Origin of the sequence: Paraburkholderia fynbosensis (assembly GCF_902859935.1) — a bacterium.
GTDB classification, from domain to species: domain Bacteria; phylum Pseudomonadota; class Gammaproteobacteria; order Burkholderiales; family Burkholderiaceae; genus Paraburkholderia; species Paraburkholderia fynbosensis.
The window spans coordinates 72,411-87,181 of the sequence record NZ_CADIKI010000013.1 but is presented as its reverse complement, the minus strand read 5'-3'; the positions used below and the strand labels follow the sequence as shown (position 1 = coordinate 87,181).

At 60.9% G+C, this 14,771-nt stretch carries 13 protein-coding genes and 1 pseudogene; 6 read left to right on the top strand and 8 right to left on the bottom strand.

What is annotated here, in order from left to right:
- Window positions 1–20: 20 nt before the first annotated feature.
- Entirely contained in the window at window positions 21–1,589 is a 1,569-nt protein-coding gene (locus tag HV770_RS21720; protein ID WP_175162850.1) for a tetratricopeptide repeat protein, read from the bottom strand.
- A 73-nt stretch (window positions 1,590–1,662) separates the two neighbouring features.
- On the opposite strand from HV770_RS21720, the pseudogene HV770_RS21715 reads away from it, so the two are divergent.
- A pseudogene (locus HV770_RS21715) lies at window positions 1,663–1,999 on the top strand (ABC transporter permease); the annotation flags it as partial.
- A gap of 220 nt (window positions 2,000–2,219) precedes the next feature.
- Here the strand turns inward: HV770_RS21715 and HV770_RS21710 are convergent.
- Together HV770_RS21710 and nhaR are read right to left on the bottom strand one after the other, a co-directional pair.
- Entirely contained in the window at window positions 2,220–2,930 is a 711-nt protein-coding gene (locus tag HV770_RS21710) for an SDR family NAD(P)-dependent oxidoreductase (RefSeq protein ID WP_175163045.1), read from the bottom strand.
- 299 nt (window positions 2,931–3,229) lie between these two features.
- On the bottom strand, window positions 3,230–4,126 hold the full coding sequence (nhaR, locus tag HV770_RS21705; RefSeq protein WP_175162848.1) for a transcriptional activator NhaR: 897 nt from the start codon (window positions 4,124–4,126) through the stop codon (window positions 3,230–3,232).
- Between the two features lie 147 nt (window positions 4,127–4,273).
- Here nhaR and HV770_RS21700 point away from each other — a divergent pair, with 147 nt between their 5' ends.
- From HV770_RS21700 to HV770_RS21690, 3 genes are all read left to right on the top strand, one after another.
- Window positions 4,274–4,756 (top strand): CBS domain-containing protein, encoded by a 483-nt coding sequence (locus HV770_RS21700; protein WP_175162846.1) that lies wholly within the window; start codon window positions 4,274–4,276, stop codon window positions 4,754–4,756.
- Window positions 4,757–4,847: 91 nt separating this feature from the next.
- Window positions 4,848–5,816, top strand: coding sequence for a Tim44 domain-containing protein (locus HV770_RS21695; protein ID WP_175162844.1), 969 nt, complete (start codon window positions 4,848–4,850; stop codon window positions 5,814–5,816).
- Window positions 5,817–6,403: 587 nt separating this feature from the next.
- A complete protein-coding gene (locus HV770_RS21690; RefSeq protein WP_175163043.1) occupies window positions 6,404–7,963 on the top strand; it encodes a glycoside hydrolase 5 family protein in 1,560 nt (519 codons plus the stop codon).
- Between the two features lie 509 nt (window positions 7,964–8,472).
- Here HV770_RS21690 and HV770_RS21685 read toward each other — a convergent pair.
- The 3 genes from HV770_RS21685 to HV770_RS21675 all read right to left on the bottom strand — a co-directional run bounded on the left by HV770_RS21685 (window position 8,473) and on the right by HV770_RS21675 (window position 11,469).
- Complete coding sequence (locus HV770_RS21685; protein ID WP_175162842.1) at window positions 8,473–9,843, bottom strand: SUMF1/EgtB/PvdO family nonheme iron enzyme; 1,371 nt, start codon at window positions 9,841–9,843, stop codon at window positions 8,473–8,475.
- Window positions 9,844–9,963: 120 nt separating this feature from the next.
- The gene (gene fnr, locus HV770_RS21680) at window positions 9,964–10,758 is read right to left on the bottom strand and encodes a fumarate/nitrate reduction transcriptional regulator Fnr (RefSeq protein ID WP_175162840.1); all 795 of its coding nucleotides are present in this window, start codon (window positions 10,756–10,758) and stop codon (window positions 9,964–9,966) included.
- Between the two features lie 237 nt (window positions 10,759–10,995).
- Window positions 10,996–11,469: a universal stress protein gene (locus HV770_RS21675; RefSeq protein ID WP_175162838.1), complete on the bottom strand. Its 474-nt coding sequence runs from the start codon at window positions 11,467–11,469 to the stop codon at window positions 10,996–10,998.
- Window positions 11,470–11,752: 283 nt separating this feature from the next.
- Between HV770_RS21675 and HV770_RS21670 the strand changes: the two genes are divergently transcribed.
- Window positions 11,753–12,442, top strand: coding sequence for a FadR/GntR family transcriptional regulator (locus tag HV770_RS21670; RefSeq protein ID WP_175162836.1), 690 nt, complete (start codon window positions 11,753–11,755; stop codon window positions 12,440–12,442).
- A 123-nt stretch (window positions 12,443–12,565) separates the two neighbouring features.
- Here HV770_RS21670 and HV770_RS21665 read toward each other — a convergent pair whose 3' ends face one another.
- On the bottom strand, window positions 12,566–13,159 hold the full coding sequence (locus tag HV770_RS21665) for an acyl-homoserine-lactone synthase (RefSeq protein WP_175162834.1): 594 nt from the start codon (window positions 13,157–13,159) through the stop codon (window positions 12,566–12,568).
- 152 nt (window positions 13,160–13,311) lie between these two features.
- Here HV770_RS21665 and HV770_RS21660 point away from each other — a divergent pair, with 152 nt between their 5' ends.
- Window positions 13,312–13,629 carry a helix-turn-helix domain-containing protein gene (locus tag HV770_RS21660; RefSeq protein WP_121323564.1) on the top strand — a complete coding sequence of 106 codons (318 nt, stop codon included), beginning with the start codon at window positions 13,312–13,314 and terminating at the stop codon, window positions 13,627–13,629.
- Here HV770_RS21660 and HV770_RS21655 read toward each other — a convergent pair.
- Window positions 13,613–14,317, bottom strand: a complete 705-nt coding sequence (locus tag HV770_RS21655) for a helix-turn-helix transcriptional regulator (RefSeq protein WP_175163041.1) — start codon at window positions 14,315–14,317, stop codon at window positions 13,613–13,615. The two genes, HV770_RS21660 and HV770_RS21655, sit on opposite strands and share 17 nt — an antisense overlap.
- Window positions 14,318–14,771 lie beyond the last annotated feature (454 nt).

Genomic DNA, 14,771 nt, shown 5'->3' with positions numbered 1-14,771 from the left:
TCGCTGCGCGGCACGCTGATTCAGGCGTGCCGCACAGCGTCGATTTGCGCGCGAAGCGCGGCCACGACGCCGGTCCAATCGCCTCGTGTGGTCTGTCGAAAGAGCCGCGCTTGTGCGTACCACGGACTATCGTTTCGTTCGAGTTGCCATCGCCAATCCGGCATGAACGGCAAAGCAATCCATACGGGTTTGCCGAGCGCGCCCGCGAGATGCGCGACCGCCGTGTCGACGCTGATGACGAGGTCGAGGCGTGCGATCAGTGCAGCGGTCTGCGCGAACGTGGTGAGCCGCGCGGAAACATCGCGCAAGCGCCCACGCTGTTCCAGTTGCGCGAAGCACGCATGGTCACTTTCGCGCACCTCCTGTTGCAGCGAGAAGAATCTGACGTCGGCATCCAGCAGCGGCTTCAATTGCGCGAGCGGTATGGAGCGGTTGCGATCATTCAGATGCGTCGTGCTTCCCGACCACACGATCCCAATCTTGAGTTGCCGATCGGAATCGGCAAAAAGATCATCCCACTGACGGAGAAGCGCCTCGTCCGCATGCACATACGGTGCGAGCGTAGCGAGATCGGCTGCACGAATCTTGAGCGCGAACGGCAGGCTCATGATTGGAATGTGGTAGTCGAAATGCGGCACCGGCGCTGTCTCGCCGATGACTTCGGCCGCGCCGCGATAATGTCGCAGAAGCGGCAGCAAGGCATCCTGAACACGCAATACGACGCGAGCGCCGGCTGCGCTGAGTCGATCCACGAAGCGCACGAATTGCAGCGTGTCGCCGAAGCCCTGCTCGTGATGAACCAATACGGTCTTGCCGGTGACCGGTTGGGCGCCGGTCCACAGTGTGTTCTGCGGGAAACCGTGGCTGCCCGTGCCATCGCGCCAGCGCCATTCGTATTCGCGCCAGCCGTGTTCGAATTCGCCGAGCAGCAGGTTGGTCTGAGCGCGATTGGTGCGCGCGCCGACATCGTTCGGATCGAGCGAAAGCGCCTTCTTGAACTGGAGCAATGCCTCATCGAAACGCGACAGGTCTCGCAGCGCCACGCCGAGATTGACGTAGGCGCGCACGAAACGCGGCTTGAGCGCGATCGCCTGCCGGTAGGCATCCAGTTCGTCGTCATAGCGCTCCATCGTGCCGAGCAGCGCGCCCCGGTTGTAATGCGCTTCGGCGGATAGCGGCTGGACTTTGCACAGGTGCTCGAGCATCGCAAGTGACCGTTGCAATTCGCCACGCTGGATCAGGGACATGGCGGCGCCATACAACGAAGCGGCATGGTTGGGAAATTGAGCGAGGCAGCGTTCGAACAGCGCGATCGCATCATCGTGACGTTGCGCCGACTGGCACACTTGCGCGGCGAAATTCAGTTGATCCACGGACATGAACGTGGTTGCCGATGGCCGCGTCAGATACTCCGCTGCGCGCATATGATCGCCCTGCCTCGCGGCGATGGCGCCGAGACCTGCCAGCGCTTCGCCGTGATCGGGGACGCTCGCCAGAATGGTATGCAGCAGACTGGCGGCCTCGTCTAATTGACCGGCGTTAAAGCTCCTTTGCGCAGCGGCGAGCGCGAGTTCAATGTCGTGATTCATGGCGAGGAATGCGGCGCGAAATGCTATCTGTCGACGAAAGGGCAACGGCTCATTGTACGGGATCGGATCGAGCGGGACCGGCAGCTTGCTGTTCGTGCTGGTGCATGCGGTGCCGTGGCCGCTCGCGCTCAATACATACTCCGGTTTTCAGTCCGTGCCGGCGACGCTGCGGATGACCGGGCGCAACTACGGCCTGACAGGCTTGCGCCGCGTGCTGCTGATTCTGGTGCCCGCGGACTTGCCGTCAACGGCGGACTGGGCTGGTACATCTTCCAGAATCGCCATGAGTTGTACACCGACCGGGTTTTCGCGGGGCTAGCGGCGGCATCGTGATCGGGTTGCTGATCGAACACCTGGTGTTCGATACGCTGGAGCGCGTCACGCTGCGGAGATGGGGTGTGCAGCAGTAGTGGGTTTGCGGAATGAGAGGTCCATCCTGACGCATCGCTAGGGTTGTCCAATGACGCTTACTCGACAGCGAAGGCGTCACGCGCGGTGCGCGAGCAGGCATGTGCGGCCCGATGGCTGCAACGCGACGCGCGTGACGATCGACGAACGGTATTGAACTCCGGATTCTGGCGTTGGCCAATGTTTCGAAGGCCGCGAGAATCTGGTGCTGCGCGCGATGCGTCAGAGCTTCGAGCCTCCATCGACTCGCAGCGTTTCGCCCGTGATCCAGCGCGCGGCGTCGGATGCAAGAAACACGACCGCATCGCCGATTTCATCGGGCTGGGCGAGACGCTTCAGCGCTTGCATGCCGAGCGTGGCAGCCCGCCCTTCGTCGGTTTTCGTGAAGTTCGACATATCGGTTTCAACGACGCCCGGCGCAACGGCATTCACCCGGATGCCACGTTCTCCGAGCGCCGAGGCGAAATGCGTGACGAGGGTATCGACGGCACCCTTGGTCGCCGCATAGGCCGATAGCGCGCCAACCGCCGCGCGTGCCGCGAGCGACGAGATCATGACGATGCTGCTGCCCTTGCACATCACCGGCAGCAGTTGCTGGACGAGGAAATAGGGCGCGCGCACGTTCACGGCAAACAGCGTGTCGAAGGCTTCGACCGTCGTCTCTTCGATGCTCGCGGCTCGGGAAACCCCCGCGTTCGCAACGAGAATATCCAGACGATGGCCGATCACTTCACGCACGCGTTTCGCGAGCAGGTGCGCACCGTCCGCATCGCGCAGGTCGGCTGCGACTTTTTGCGCGGCGCCCCCCGCCGCGCGAATCTCCGCAACGACGGCTTCCGCTTCCTTTTCGCCAGTGCTGTAGTGGACGAGCACCTGAGCACCTGCACGAGCGAGTGCGAGCGCTGATCGTGCCGTAGTCGTTGAGGATGCCAGGCTGACTCGTGGCCGGCGTTCGCGTCGTCAATGTAGCGCTGATCGATGGAGCGGATATCGATACGACGGTGGCAAGCGAACTCGCTGTGACACGGACGCTCGCGAACGTCCGGCAGCAACTTGTCAGTTTGCAGGAGTCACTGTTCTGGTGCCTGAGCTGGCCCGTGCGGCAACTCTTTGCTGTGGCCCGGTGACGACAACCGTGCGCGGTAGACATATCCCTCGCCGCCAGGCCATGCCACGCCGAACCCGCTTGCGACTACCCGCACATCGGCTTGCAATGGAGACGCGGGGATCGTCTAAGCGTTGAACAGTTCACTACGTGCCGCATCGATGATCGTTGCGACCGCGGGATGGCTGATGCGACGTTCGATGGAGATCGCAAAGAACTCCTCGACGATGGTGTTGATCTGCCCGACCATCGTCAGCTGATGTTCCGCCTGTAACTGATCCTCCAGCACGGTTGGGGCGAACAGCAGCCCGCGGCCTTCACGGCCGAACGCTAGAGCCATGGCTCCGTCGTCGAATTCGCCGACGATGCGCGGCGAGATCGCGCGCGACGCCAGCCAATGATCGAGCTTGCGGCGCACCGCTGATTCCGTGCCCGGCAACAGCAGAGGCAATTGGCTAAGCGACATCGGAAAGCGTTTCAGCCCGCCTTGCAGCAACGCCTGCGCCCCGAAGCAACTCAATGTCGAACGGCCGAGCCGGTGATTGAAGGCCTTGATGTTGACGTCGGCCGGAATAGGGGCGTCCGCGATGATGAGGTCGAGGCGGTGCACGGCCAGTTGCGCGAGCAATGCGTGCAGCTTGCCTTCATGACAGATCACGCGCAGCGACACGGGCGCGCCTAGCGCCGGTTCCAGCAACCGGTACGCGATCGCCTTCGGTACCGAATCCGCGATGCCGACGCGAAACCGCGACTGCGTGCCGACTTCCTTTTCGCGCCGTACCGCGCTTTCGAGTTCCGAGCCGAGTGAGAAGATTTCGTCCGCGTAATCGAGCGCCAGCCGGCCGGCATCGGTGAGCTCGGTAGTGCGGCCGCTCTTCTTGAAGAGCTTCTTATCCAGTGCTTCTTCGAGCAGTTTGATCTGGCCGCTGAGCGTTTGCGGCGTGATGTGCAACTGCTCGCCGGCGCGGACGATCCCGCCCGCATGCGCCGCGACCCAGAAGTAATACAGATGCTTGAAGTTCACAGTGCCCCCGTCAACCCTGCAACGTTACGGTTTTTTCGAAGTATCAGCAATAAAAATTCGAATTTTCCGTTGTCTCGAGTTCAGTTAGATTCAAGCCTCGGCCCGAGGCGTCAGCGGGCGGCTCATGACAGCTGACAGAGGTGACAAATGACATCGGTTGCACAATTCCTGCGTTCGAAGGCTTCCCAGACCGTGTGGTCGACTCAGGCATCGGCGTCGGTGTACGACGCGATAGCGATCATGGCGCACCGGCAGGTGGGCGCGCTCATCGTGGCGCACGAGGGGCGCATAGCCGGCATCGTTACCGAACGCGACTACGCCCGCAAAGTCGTGCTGATGGACCGTTCTTCGCGGGATACGCCGGTGCGGGACATCATGTCGAGCGCGGTGCGCTACGTCGGCCCGGAGCAGACGACGGAGGAATGCATGGCGCTCATGACCGCGCACCGGATACGTTATCTGCCGGTGATCCACGCGGGGCAACTGATCGGAATGGTGTCGATCGGCGATCTGATCAAGAACCAGATGTCAGAGCAGGAACACACGATCCAGCAACTCGAGCATTACATCCACGGCAATGGTTTGCAGGCCACTAGTGGTCGATTGCAGGCTGGCCGATGGCATGTTTGACGGCCGAAAAATATTACTGTCCGTAATGTTTCTGTGCGAGAAGCTGGACGCACGATGCGGGCGGTCCCTGACTCATCAAGAGAGGTTTCACATGTATATGCAAATCATCAATCAGCTGCGGTGGGCTGCCGGCAAGCTCACGCGCGGGGGCGCGGCGCTGGGTCTGGCGGGCGTGCTCGCCGTTGGCGCGGCGGCATCGAACGACGCCGAAGCGAAGCGGGTGGGCGGAAGCCAGAGTATTGGGCGCCAGTCGCAGATGGCGTCGCCGTCCGGTCAAGGACAACGAAGCCAGCAAGCTCAACCTGCTCAGCAGGCCGCGCAAGCGCCTGCCGCCGCGCCCGCGCGTAACGGCTGGATGAGGCCGCTCGCCGGCCTTGCCGCCGGTCTCGGCATCGCCGCGCTGCTGTCTTCTCTGGGCCTGGGCGCCGGGCTTGCGCAGATGCTGTCGAATGCGCTGTTGATCGGCCTCGTGATTTTTGCGGGCGTAGTGCTATTTCGCTTCATCGCCAACCGGCGTCGTCCGGATCTCGCTTATGGGCAAAGTACCGCGAACCGGGGCCAGACGAACGGCTCGCCGTTCATGAGTCAGTCTGGCCAGGCGCGGCCGGAAGCAAATTTTTTCGGCTCGCAGCGCGCTGCGACGGATCCGGCCGGAACGGCAGGCAGGGTGCAAACTCCGGCCACTGGGCTGCGGTTGGATCAGGTCGAGTTGCTGACATCGGCGAAGACCATGTTCATGCGTCTTCAAAGCGCGTGGGACCGCAACGAGCAGGGCGACCTGTTCGAGTTGACCACGCCCGAAATGTTCGCGCGAATCAAGCAGGATCTGGAAGGTCGCGGCAGCCAACCAAACAGCACGGAAGTACCTCAACTCGATGCCGAGGTGCTGGGCGTGGAAACCAATGCGGAGGAAACTTTGGTCAGCGTGCGCTTTTACGGTCAAATGCGGGAAGACGGCGCTCAGACCGCCCAGCCGTTCCAGGAGGTCTGGAACATCGTTCGCGCCGCGCATGGCGACCCGGCATGGCGACTGGCCGGCATCCAGCAGCTGAACCATTGACGGTAATTAGGGGGCATTGCGCTTGATCGGAGGCAGCGGATCGGGCGCGGGAAGACATTCAGCGAATACAGGCCATAGGTTGAATGACAATGATCGTGGCTGATGAATCTCACTCATTCATGCTTGTAGTTCGATGGCGCATCGCTGCACCGCCTCAATGATTCTTTTAACGCATTGCTCGAATGAAGTTGCGTCAAAGCGGAAGCCGGAAACGGGTTTCAACTTCCGCATTATTTCTATGTCCTGGCGAATAAAGCAGAATTCGGGACAAATAATGGAGCGGCTGAACGATATAAGATCTTCTGCGCGACTTGCGGTTTGAGAGCTCCGGTACGCGCGGCATCGGGCCGCGTTCGGCCACACAGGATCCTTAGGCCGACACTTTTCACAGTGGCGCCAATCGCCGAACTAGTACGCTCTCCTTAATAGTCGAATGTCGTTATTTACTTAACATCTCACGCCCTGCATAAAAATATAGCGCTACTTTTTGAGCAAAGATAAACGCAGCACGCGTAACGATTGGAATACAATCCGGATTCCTGTGCGGCCAGATACGGTCTATCGTGGAAAAATTCCTGCTCGGTCAATTGACTTTAGCAAGGTCCAGGCTCGGCTGGAGCGTGCTCGTTATAGCGCTGTTGGGGTGCCGGGTTGCGATCGGGCAGACCAATACGCCCGTGCCCGGCATTAACCTGGGCGACGAAATCAGCGACATCATCTACCGGAATCCCGGCAACCCGACTCAGGCAATCAGCAATTACATGGCCGGCCTGGCGACGACCAAGGCCCGCTGGGTCCGGATTGTCATCAACTGGGCGCAAACCCAGCCCTCGCCAGCGACGATCAATGACAGTGATCCTAATCCGGGCGCAAGCAGTGGATTGACCTGGGGGGTGGCGGACACGGTTATCCGGGCCGCCCGCAACAACGGCTTAAGAGTGCTGGGCGTGATTTTGCTGACCCCTCCATGGGCAGCAAGTTCAGCCTGTTCCAGCAGCTATCAGCAAGCGAACTACGTTCCATTCTGGCTGTGCGCGCCGGACCCCACTCTCTATACCAAATTTGCGCGGGCCGCTGCCAAGCATTACAGCAGCGATAGTTACGGTGGCCAGGTCGACGCATGGGAGATCTGGAACGAGCCCAACTGCGGCGGTGATTTCATGCCTCACGATCCCGCTCTCTACACGACGATCCTGAAGAGTGTCTACCCGGCTATCAAGCAGGCAAATCCAGGCGCCTATGTGTACGCTGGCGGTAGTTCAGGCTGTACTACGTGGCCGAATAACGCGACCGGTGCTCTGCCGTCGAACGGCATTGCGGGCCTCGTCAATTCGACCAACCCTGGCTACCCGGCACCAATACAGTGGAACCCGCGCGACTGGCTGGCGGTGATGTACGCGAAGGGCGCCCACGGATATTTCGATGCGCTTGCTCACCATCCCTACTGTTATAGCGACGACTGGCAGTCGGCGCCCAACCAGTGCCCGAGCACGACGCTCAACTCGGCGTTCCCGCAATACTCGAATGCGTTCAACATGATGTGGCATACGTTTTCGTCGCCATCGTACGGTTGGCCGGAAAGCGACGGAGGAAATACATTCGCGAGCTATACGGGCACGAGCCTGCGCGAACAGATGGGCGCGCACGGCGACGGCGCGAAGGCGATCGCCCTTACCGAGTTCGGCGTGCCGACCACGGGTTCGGATGGCGCGACAAGTTTCACGGGTTATTTAGGCGAGAACCCGACCACGTACACGAACGCCAATTTTCGAATCTGGACGGACCTCTCGTCTCACCTGACGCAGGCCAACCAGGCGCGCGAATATAGCGCACTGATGGCTTGGGTTGGGCATCAACCGAAGGGGATGTACGGTCCGGTATACATGTACAGCTATTCCGACCAGGCATTGTGGTTGCCGAGCAGCACGAACGTCTACGAACCGTACTTCGGCATCATGACGCTGGGTTCGACGACCGGCTCGACGGGCAACGCGGGTGCGGCGAAGATCGCTGGGAGTTCTCAGGCGCCGTCGAGTCACTACTATCCCGCATGGCCCAATTTCGGTGCGATGGCCGCAGCTGCGGCTGGCGGCAGCGGGGGCTACGCGCCGATAGGTCCAGGCTGGTTCAACGCGCAGGGCAAGTGACTCGTCGTCGTGCCTCCCAAATGACCGGGTAAAGTCGGTCACAGCACATCCTCGGATTAGCTCGGGAACTGCTTGATGACATCGAGCGTGGCCGCGCCGATGCAGAGCGGCTTGTCCTTAGAGCATGCGTTTCGCGCGGTGGGTCGGCACCTATCAGAATCAAGCGATTAACGTTACAACGGTTGCTCATTGTCCTGGTGATTCCCGTCCCAGAAGAACGACAAAGGCTGCGCCATTGAGAGCAAGCTCATTGCACTATTCTTGGCGATGCCGACAAACCTTTTTGTCGACGCATCGCCGCTTTTTGCCATTAGCAGAGCCACTGACAGCCATGGATCGGTCGTGTTGACTGTGATGTTCAATAAGGACAAGCTGGAGAGGTACTTCGGACTGTCGATATGGCGGCAGAAGGACGAGCCGCTCTATGAGCGCATTCGTGCAAAATTAGGTGTCGGCGTGAAGAGCAGCTCACGCCGGCACGCTAGAGCAATAGTGGGTCGTCGCTTTCGTTAAGCCAGAAGACGACCTTTTGACTCATCTTGCGCGTTAGTTTCCAACGCCCTCACACAGCGAAACCCCGCATACACATACTGATAATGCGCTTGAAACCAGTTGCGGAAAGCCGGCCGCAGCATGCATTGCGCGGTGCGTGCAGAGCCGCCTTTGAGCACGTAATGCTGCCCATCGAAGAAATTGGCTGAATAGCCCAGATAGAACGGAAACGCTTCGAAACCAGGCAGCGCGTCGAATACCGTCGAGGTCCATTCCCAGCCATTGCCGAACTGACCTTCGACGCCGAACGCGCTGACGTTCTGCGCATACGCGTCGACCGGCTTCGGGTCCCAACTGCGGAAATCGAAATTGCCCGACTCGGCGTGCGGCGCACCTTGCGCCGCACGTTGCCATTGCGCTTCGGTGGGCAGGGACTTGCCGGTCCAGCGCGCGTAAGCACTGGCTTCGGCGTGGCTCACGTAGGCTGGCCAGTCGAGCGGCAGCGGCACCTCGTCGAACATCGTGCGTAGCATCCATTCACTCGCGTTGCCGCCTGTTTCGCCGCTCGCCTCGCGTCGCGACCAGCAGGCAGGATGCTCGATGTGCTCGGCTTGCCTCCATGCCCAATCTTTCTCGGACCACCATTTGGATTCGCGATAGCCGCCGGCCTCGATGAACTCGCGAAACGCGCCGTTCGTCACCATGTATCGATCGATCTCGAAGGCGGGCACGTCCACGCGCATTTCGCCGAACTCATTGTCCCAACCGAACTGGCCGGCATCGCGCGACATACCGAGGACAGCCGCCCCGGCCGGCACGCCGACCATCGACGCCAACGCGTCCCGGCGCTCGGGATACGTCACCACGGACTCGCGCAGTTCGGTGACCTTTTGTGCAAGCGGCAACTGATGGAGCATGTACGCGAGCGTCTCGGCATGCATCAGCCGGTGCTCGATCGCGACGTTCAGCAACTGCCGGCAGGTGTCGGCTTGCGCGCTGTGGCGGCCGAACGTCGCGGCGTCCGCGAGACCGGCGAGCGCGTCGTCGATCTGCTTGCGCGCGCGCAAGGCATACGCGCGTACGGTGTCGAGCGATGGCCAGTCGCCGGGTTGATCGGTGGGAAAGCCGCCGTCGACCGGGTCGATGCCGAAAGCAAACAGCTGGTCGAGTTCCGGAGCGAAGGCGGGCAGGTCGCACACACGTCGATCGAACAGATTGCGATCGAACGCTTCCAGATGGCCGATGTAAAACACGATCCGGTGGCGTTCACGGATCGGCCGTTCATACAGAAATTCGGGTTTGACGATGGCAAACAATGCGTCAGTGACCTGACGCGCGTCGATCAGACGCTGGACGAGCGGGTGACGTGCGGCGGGGTCGCGATTCATTTCGCCGGATCTCCTTGCGGGGGAGGGACTAAAGACTGTACCCGCTCGCAGGAGCCATGCCAAGGCGAAATCGCGCCAAATGAAGGTGGGCGGGGCGCCGGCTGGCCCCCGGTGAAGGGCTCAGACCTCTCGCAGTCCGGCCAGATCGACGATGCGGATGTGCTTGCCTTGCGTGTCGATGAGGCCGCGCTTTTGAAATCTTGACAAGGTGCGGCTCACGGTTTCGAGCGTCATACCGAGGTAGCTGCCCATGTCGTCGCGCGTCATGCGCAGGTTGAATTCCGCCGACGAATAACCGCGCTGCGCATTGCGCTCCGACACGTCCAACAGGAAAGCGGCGACCCGTTCGTCCGCGGACAGTGAACCGAGCATCATCATCTGCGTGGCTTCGCGGACGATTTGCGCGCCCAGCAGCTTGTGCATGCGCTCCTGCATCGAACTGATTTCGCGGCACAGGCGTTTGAGCGCGCTGTAGGGGACGATGCAGACGGTGCTGTCCTCGAGCGCCACGGCGCTGCACGCGTGGAGGTCTTCGCTGATGCCGTCGAGCCCGAGCGCCTCGCCGGCGAGGCGCAGCCCGGTGACCTGCTCGCGGCCGTCGCGGTGCGCCATCACGGTTTTCATCGAACCGGAACGCACGGCGTAGACGCTGTCGAAACGATCGCCGCTACGATAGAGCGCTTCGCCGCGCTGCACCGAGCGCGCGGAGCAGATCAGCGTCTCAAGTTTCGCGAGCTCCTCGGCCGACAGGCCTTGAGGCATGCAGAGTTGCCGCATCGAGCAACTCGAACAGCGGGCGGCGGTGCGCGCGGTCGCCCGCACCGGTGCCGCGCGGCGGCCGTTGGGCGCGGGCGACGAACTGGCGGAGGGACCGTCGATACCGGTGGAGTGCGTTACAGCGGAAGGAGTGAGCATGTTCTGCAGGCGATTATCGGAGTAGCGGCGATTGTCCCATCCACCCTATACCCGCTTTGGCGGCAAAGTGACGCCTTCGGTCGGTTAGGCATTTTGAGCGTCGTGGCGCTGGATAGGTGGTCGGGTGGGTGGACTGCGATGTTTTCTTGAGCGCTTGTATCTGTGCGGGCTTCATGAATGAGCCGGCATTGCGCGACGCCGTTTTCACACGGCAAACGGCGATCGCATGATGCGCCGTTACTGGGCGGTGGGTTCCTTGTCCTGGCCCGCGGCGGACGGAATCAGCAACACGGGGATGGTCGCCTGGCGCACGCAGCGTTCGGCGACGCTGCCGAGAATCAGCCGTTGAAAACCACGCCGGCCATGTGTGCCCATGACGAGGAGGTCGGCGTCGAATTCGGCGGCGGCCTTCAGCACGATGTCCGACACGTCGCCGAGCGACGATGCCTCGCTGACGGCGGGGTCGCCCTTGACGCCTTGCTCGGCCATCGTCTGCGCGAATTCCGCGCGCAACTCCCTGCCTTCTTCGATCAGACGGTTGCGCAGGATCGACGGGTCGTAACCGGGCGCTTCGAAGTACATGGGCGTGTTTTCGACAACGTAGAAAGGCCGCAGAACAGCGCCGTTGGATTTGGCGAGCGCGAGGGCTGCCTCGAATGCACGGCGGGAAGTGTTGCTGCCGTCGACCGCTACAAGGATGCGTGTGTACATGGCGACTCCGCGCTGAAAAATCCGTATGCCGTAGCCATTTTCACGGCCCGGCTCCTTGATCTTTTATACCAACGAAGCTTAGATGATGGCCGAAAAAGATGCACTCACCAGGATGTAAATCAAACTCTTGTCAAATTCATGGGTCCGGTGTGCTTGTCGTCAACCTTGATAGCGCGAGTCCAGGCGACTCCGCGACTCGATTCAGGACGCATATTTCCATAAAAGACGGCCAAAGTTGGCCTTACAATTAAGTGATACTCAGACAAGCTGTTTCAGCCCGCGGATGAACGAGCGCAAAACCACAGGCCTGCCCGACAAGATTTACGGCGATATCCTCAATCGCATTCTTGAAGGCGAATACAAGGAAGGTGAGCGCTTGCCAACCGAGCACGCACTGGCCGAACGGTTTGCGACCTCGCGGCCGACCGTGCGCGAAGCACTGGCGCGCCTGCGGGCGGACGGCATCATCATGACGCGGCATGGTTCGGGCACGACGGTCGCGCGGCGGCCCGATCCGGACGTGCGCCGTTTCGCGCCGCTCGAAACGCTGTCCGATATTCGCCGATGCTACGAATTTCGCATCGTGACCGAGGCTGGCGCGGCCGCGTATGCGGCGCTCAAAGCCGATGCAGACGACATCGCCGCGATTCAGCACGCCTGGGACGAACTGGAGCGCATCATCGAAAGCCGCGGGATCGGCGCGCAGGACGACTTCCTGTTCCATCTGGCCGTGGCGCGCGCGTCGAAGAACCCGTTTTTCATCACGGTCATGTCGTTCATCGAGGAGCAGATTCTCTTCAGCATGAACCTGTCGCGCAACCTTTCGCTCGTCAAGACGGTGGAGCGTCAGCGGCTCGTCCAGGCCGAACACATGGCGGTGCTCGATGCGATTCGCCGCAAGGACGCGCCGGCTGCCGGCGCGGCGATGCGCGCGCATCTCGAGAATGCGCTCGACCGGATGTTCGGCTCCTGAGTTCCGCGTACCGACCCGACACCACACAGCCGCGCGAAAGCGTTCGTCCTGGCCAATCGCATGGCCCGCAATCAGCCGGACGAGTTTCCGTGAACCGACGCGAGGCGCGAGCGTGCCGCCGGACTAAGCCGCAACCGCAATCGGCCCGAACAGGGCCGTGAGGGTCTTCGGACTCACGGCGACGTTCAGCGCCACCGCCCGCTCCACGCCGATCTGCACTGGCGCGCCGAGCCGGCTGATGTCGATGCCGGTCCGGCGCAGGAGCCGCTCGATCGGCGTGGTGGTCACGGTGACGTACTGCGTAATGCCCATTCGCTGCGCGAATTTCATGACTTCCTGAATCGCCTGGATCGTCATGTCCGTGAAGCCGAACGACTGCTCTTCGCCACCAGTTTCGATCGCAAACCGGCTCAACTCCCAGATATGCCGCCCGACCGGCGCCTGCTCGCCATGCAGTAGCTGAGGGAAAGTGTCTTTCAGCATATGGGGACCTTCGGTCGGCATCATGCGCCAACAGCCGCGCAACTTCCGGTCTTCACTCTGGATCAGCATGTAATACGGCCCGAGGGCGTCGTAGCCGTCGATCTCCATGCCCGCTATGGTCGGGACATCCCAGCCGAGCCGCCCGTGAAACACCCGTGCCCGCAGGCGGTACATCTCGTTGATGTCCGAGTTGTCGAAATCCTGCCGCATTCCAATCCGGATCGCTGTTTGCATGCCGTTCTCCTGAACGAGTTGAGAAACCAATACCAGGAAAACTCATGCATATTGAATCGTTCTGCCACCTACCTACCTGGATAGGTGTGCATGCTTATCGGGTAACGCAGAATTCGAGACACGTATCCGCACCCAACCGACAAGGCACGAAAATGGAACTTCTCGAAAATCACTGGCAACCGCAGACTGGCCTCCAAACGCGCCCGGCGGAGGTCTCCACGGCGGTGGATCGTGTGCTGATCATTGCGTACCGCAAGAAGAAAAAAGAAAGCCAGCGCCGCTTCTGGGCACGGTTCGGCGTCACTCAGTCGCGCGGCAGCCGGTTCGAATCCGGTGCTGAAATCCCCGCGCCGGTGTCGATCCTGCTGGGCTTGTACTTCACGAAAACCGTTTCCGATGCGGATCTGGGCCGTGCTGAGCGGGTGCTGTATAGCCGCGACGCCGCCGCGTTGCTCAACCCGGGTCAATAAGCCCGAGTTGCGCCGCGATCACGGCTGCCGCGCGCCGCGAATTCACGCCGAATTTCGTCCTGATGTTTTTCATGTGGAAGTTCACCACGGCTTCCGAACAGTTCAGGATATGGGAGATTTCCCAAGTGGATTTGCCGCGTGCGGTCCATTTCAGGCACTCGCGTTCGCGCGGCGTGAGCTTGGGCAATACGGTCTGAGCGTGCGTATCCAGATGACGCTGGCTGGTATCGATAACCAGGTCGCGCAATAACACCAGATTCGGTAGCGCCGCGTTGACATGGCGCTGGAAATCGTCGATCGAACTGCTGTCGTTGACGAAGCACATCATGCCGGCTTCCTGGTTCGGTCCGTGAATCGGTACCGTCACACCGGCGCGCAGCCCGTATGAGCGCGCTTCCTCGTACATGGCTTGCTGTGCCGCCGTCGAGAAGATTGCCGGCGACCAGATCAGCGGTGCCGCGCGCGCCATGCAATGTTCGACGGTCGGGTCGATGTGAACCAACCCCTCCTTGTCATACGTCTGTCGCCATGCCGGCGCGTAGGTGCTGCGTATGTAGGCATCTTCCAGTCGCATGGTGGGGCGCGGCAGCATGGCGATCAAAATTTTGTCGAAGCCCCATGTCTCGGCAAGGCCCGCAATCGCACCGAACCATTCCGCTTCGTCGGCGGCGTCCAGTAGCGGTGCCATCTGCTCGATAAAATGTAGCGACAATTTTTTTAACTCTCTCAGGCTCGCAAACATCCTGTTGCGGTTCGTCGCGGAACTGTAATCCGTCCGGCTGTATTAATCGTCACAATCTAACACTAAAAAAACTTGCGCAGCGCCGAACGCGGTCGAACAGCAGGACGGGCCGCTCTCTGCGAAGAAAACGAGCGAATTGTCATCTAAGTCTGTTTAGCCCGATTATGAGTTGCAGGCTCTTAAAATAGTAATTCTCTCGTCGCCGGCATTTTGAATGCCTTTCATTGGAAATGTTATTACCTTCTGATTTTCATCAGGCACGAGGCGCTCATTGCCGGAACCAACCGCGCATTCGTCCACGATGACGCGCGGATGCTCACTATCTGGCAAGGGTGACGCATCGATGCATCAGGCTCCATTGTCATATAAAAGTGACAGTTCGCAGTCATCTCGAGAATGG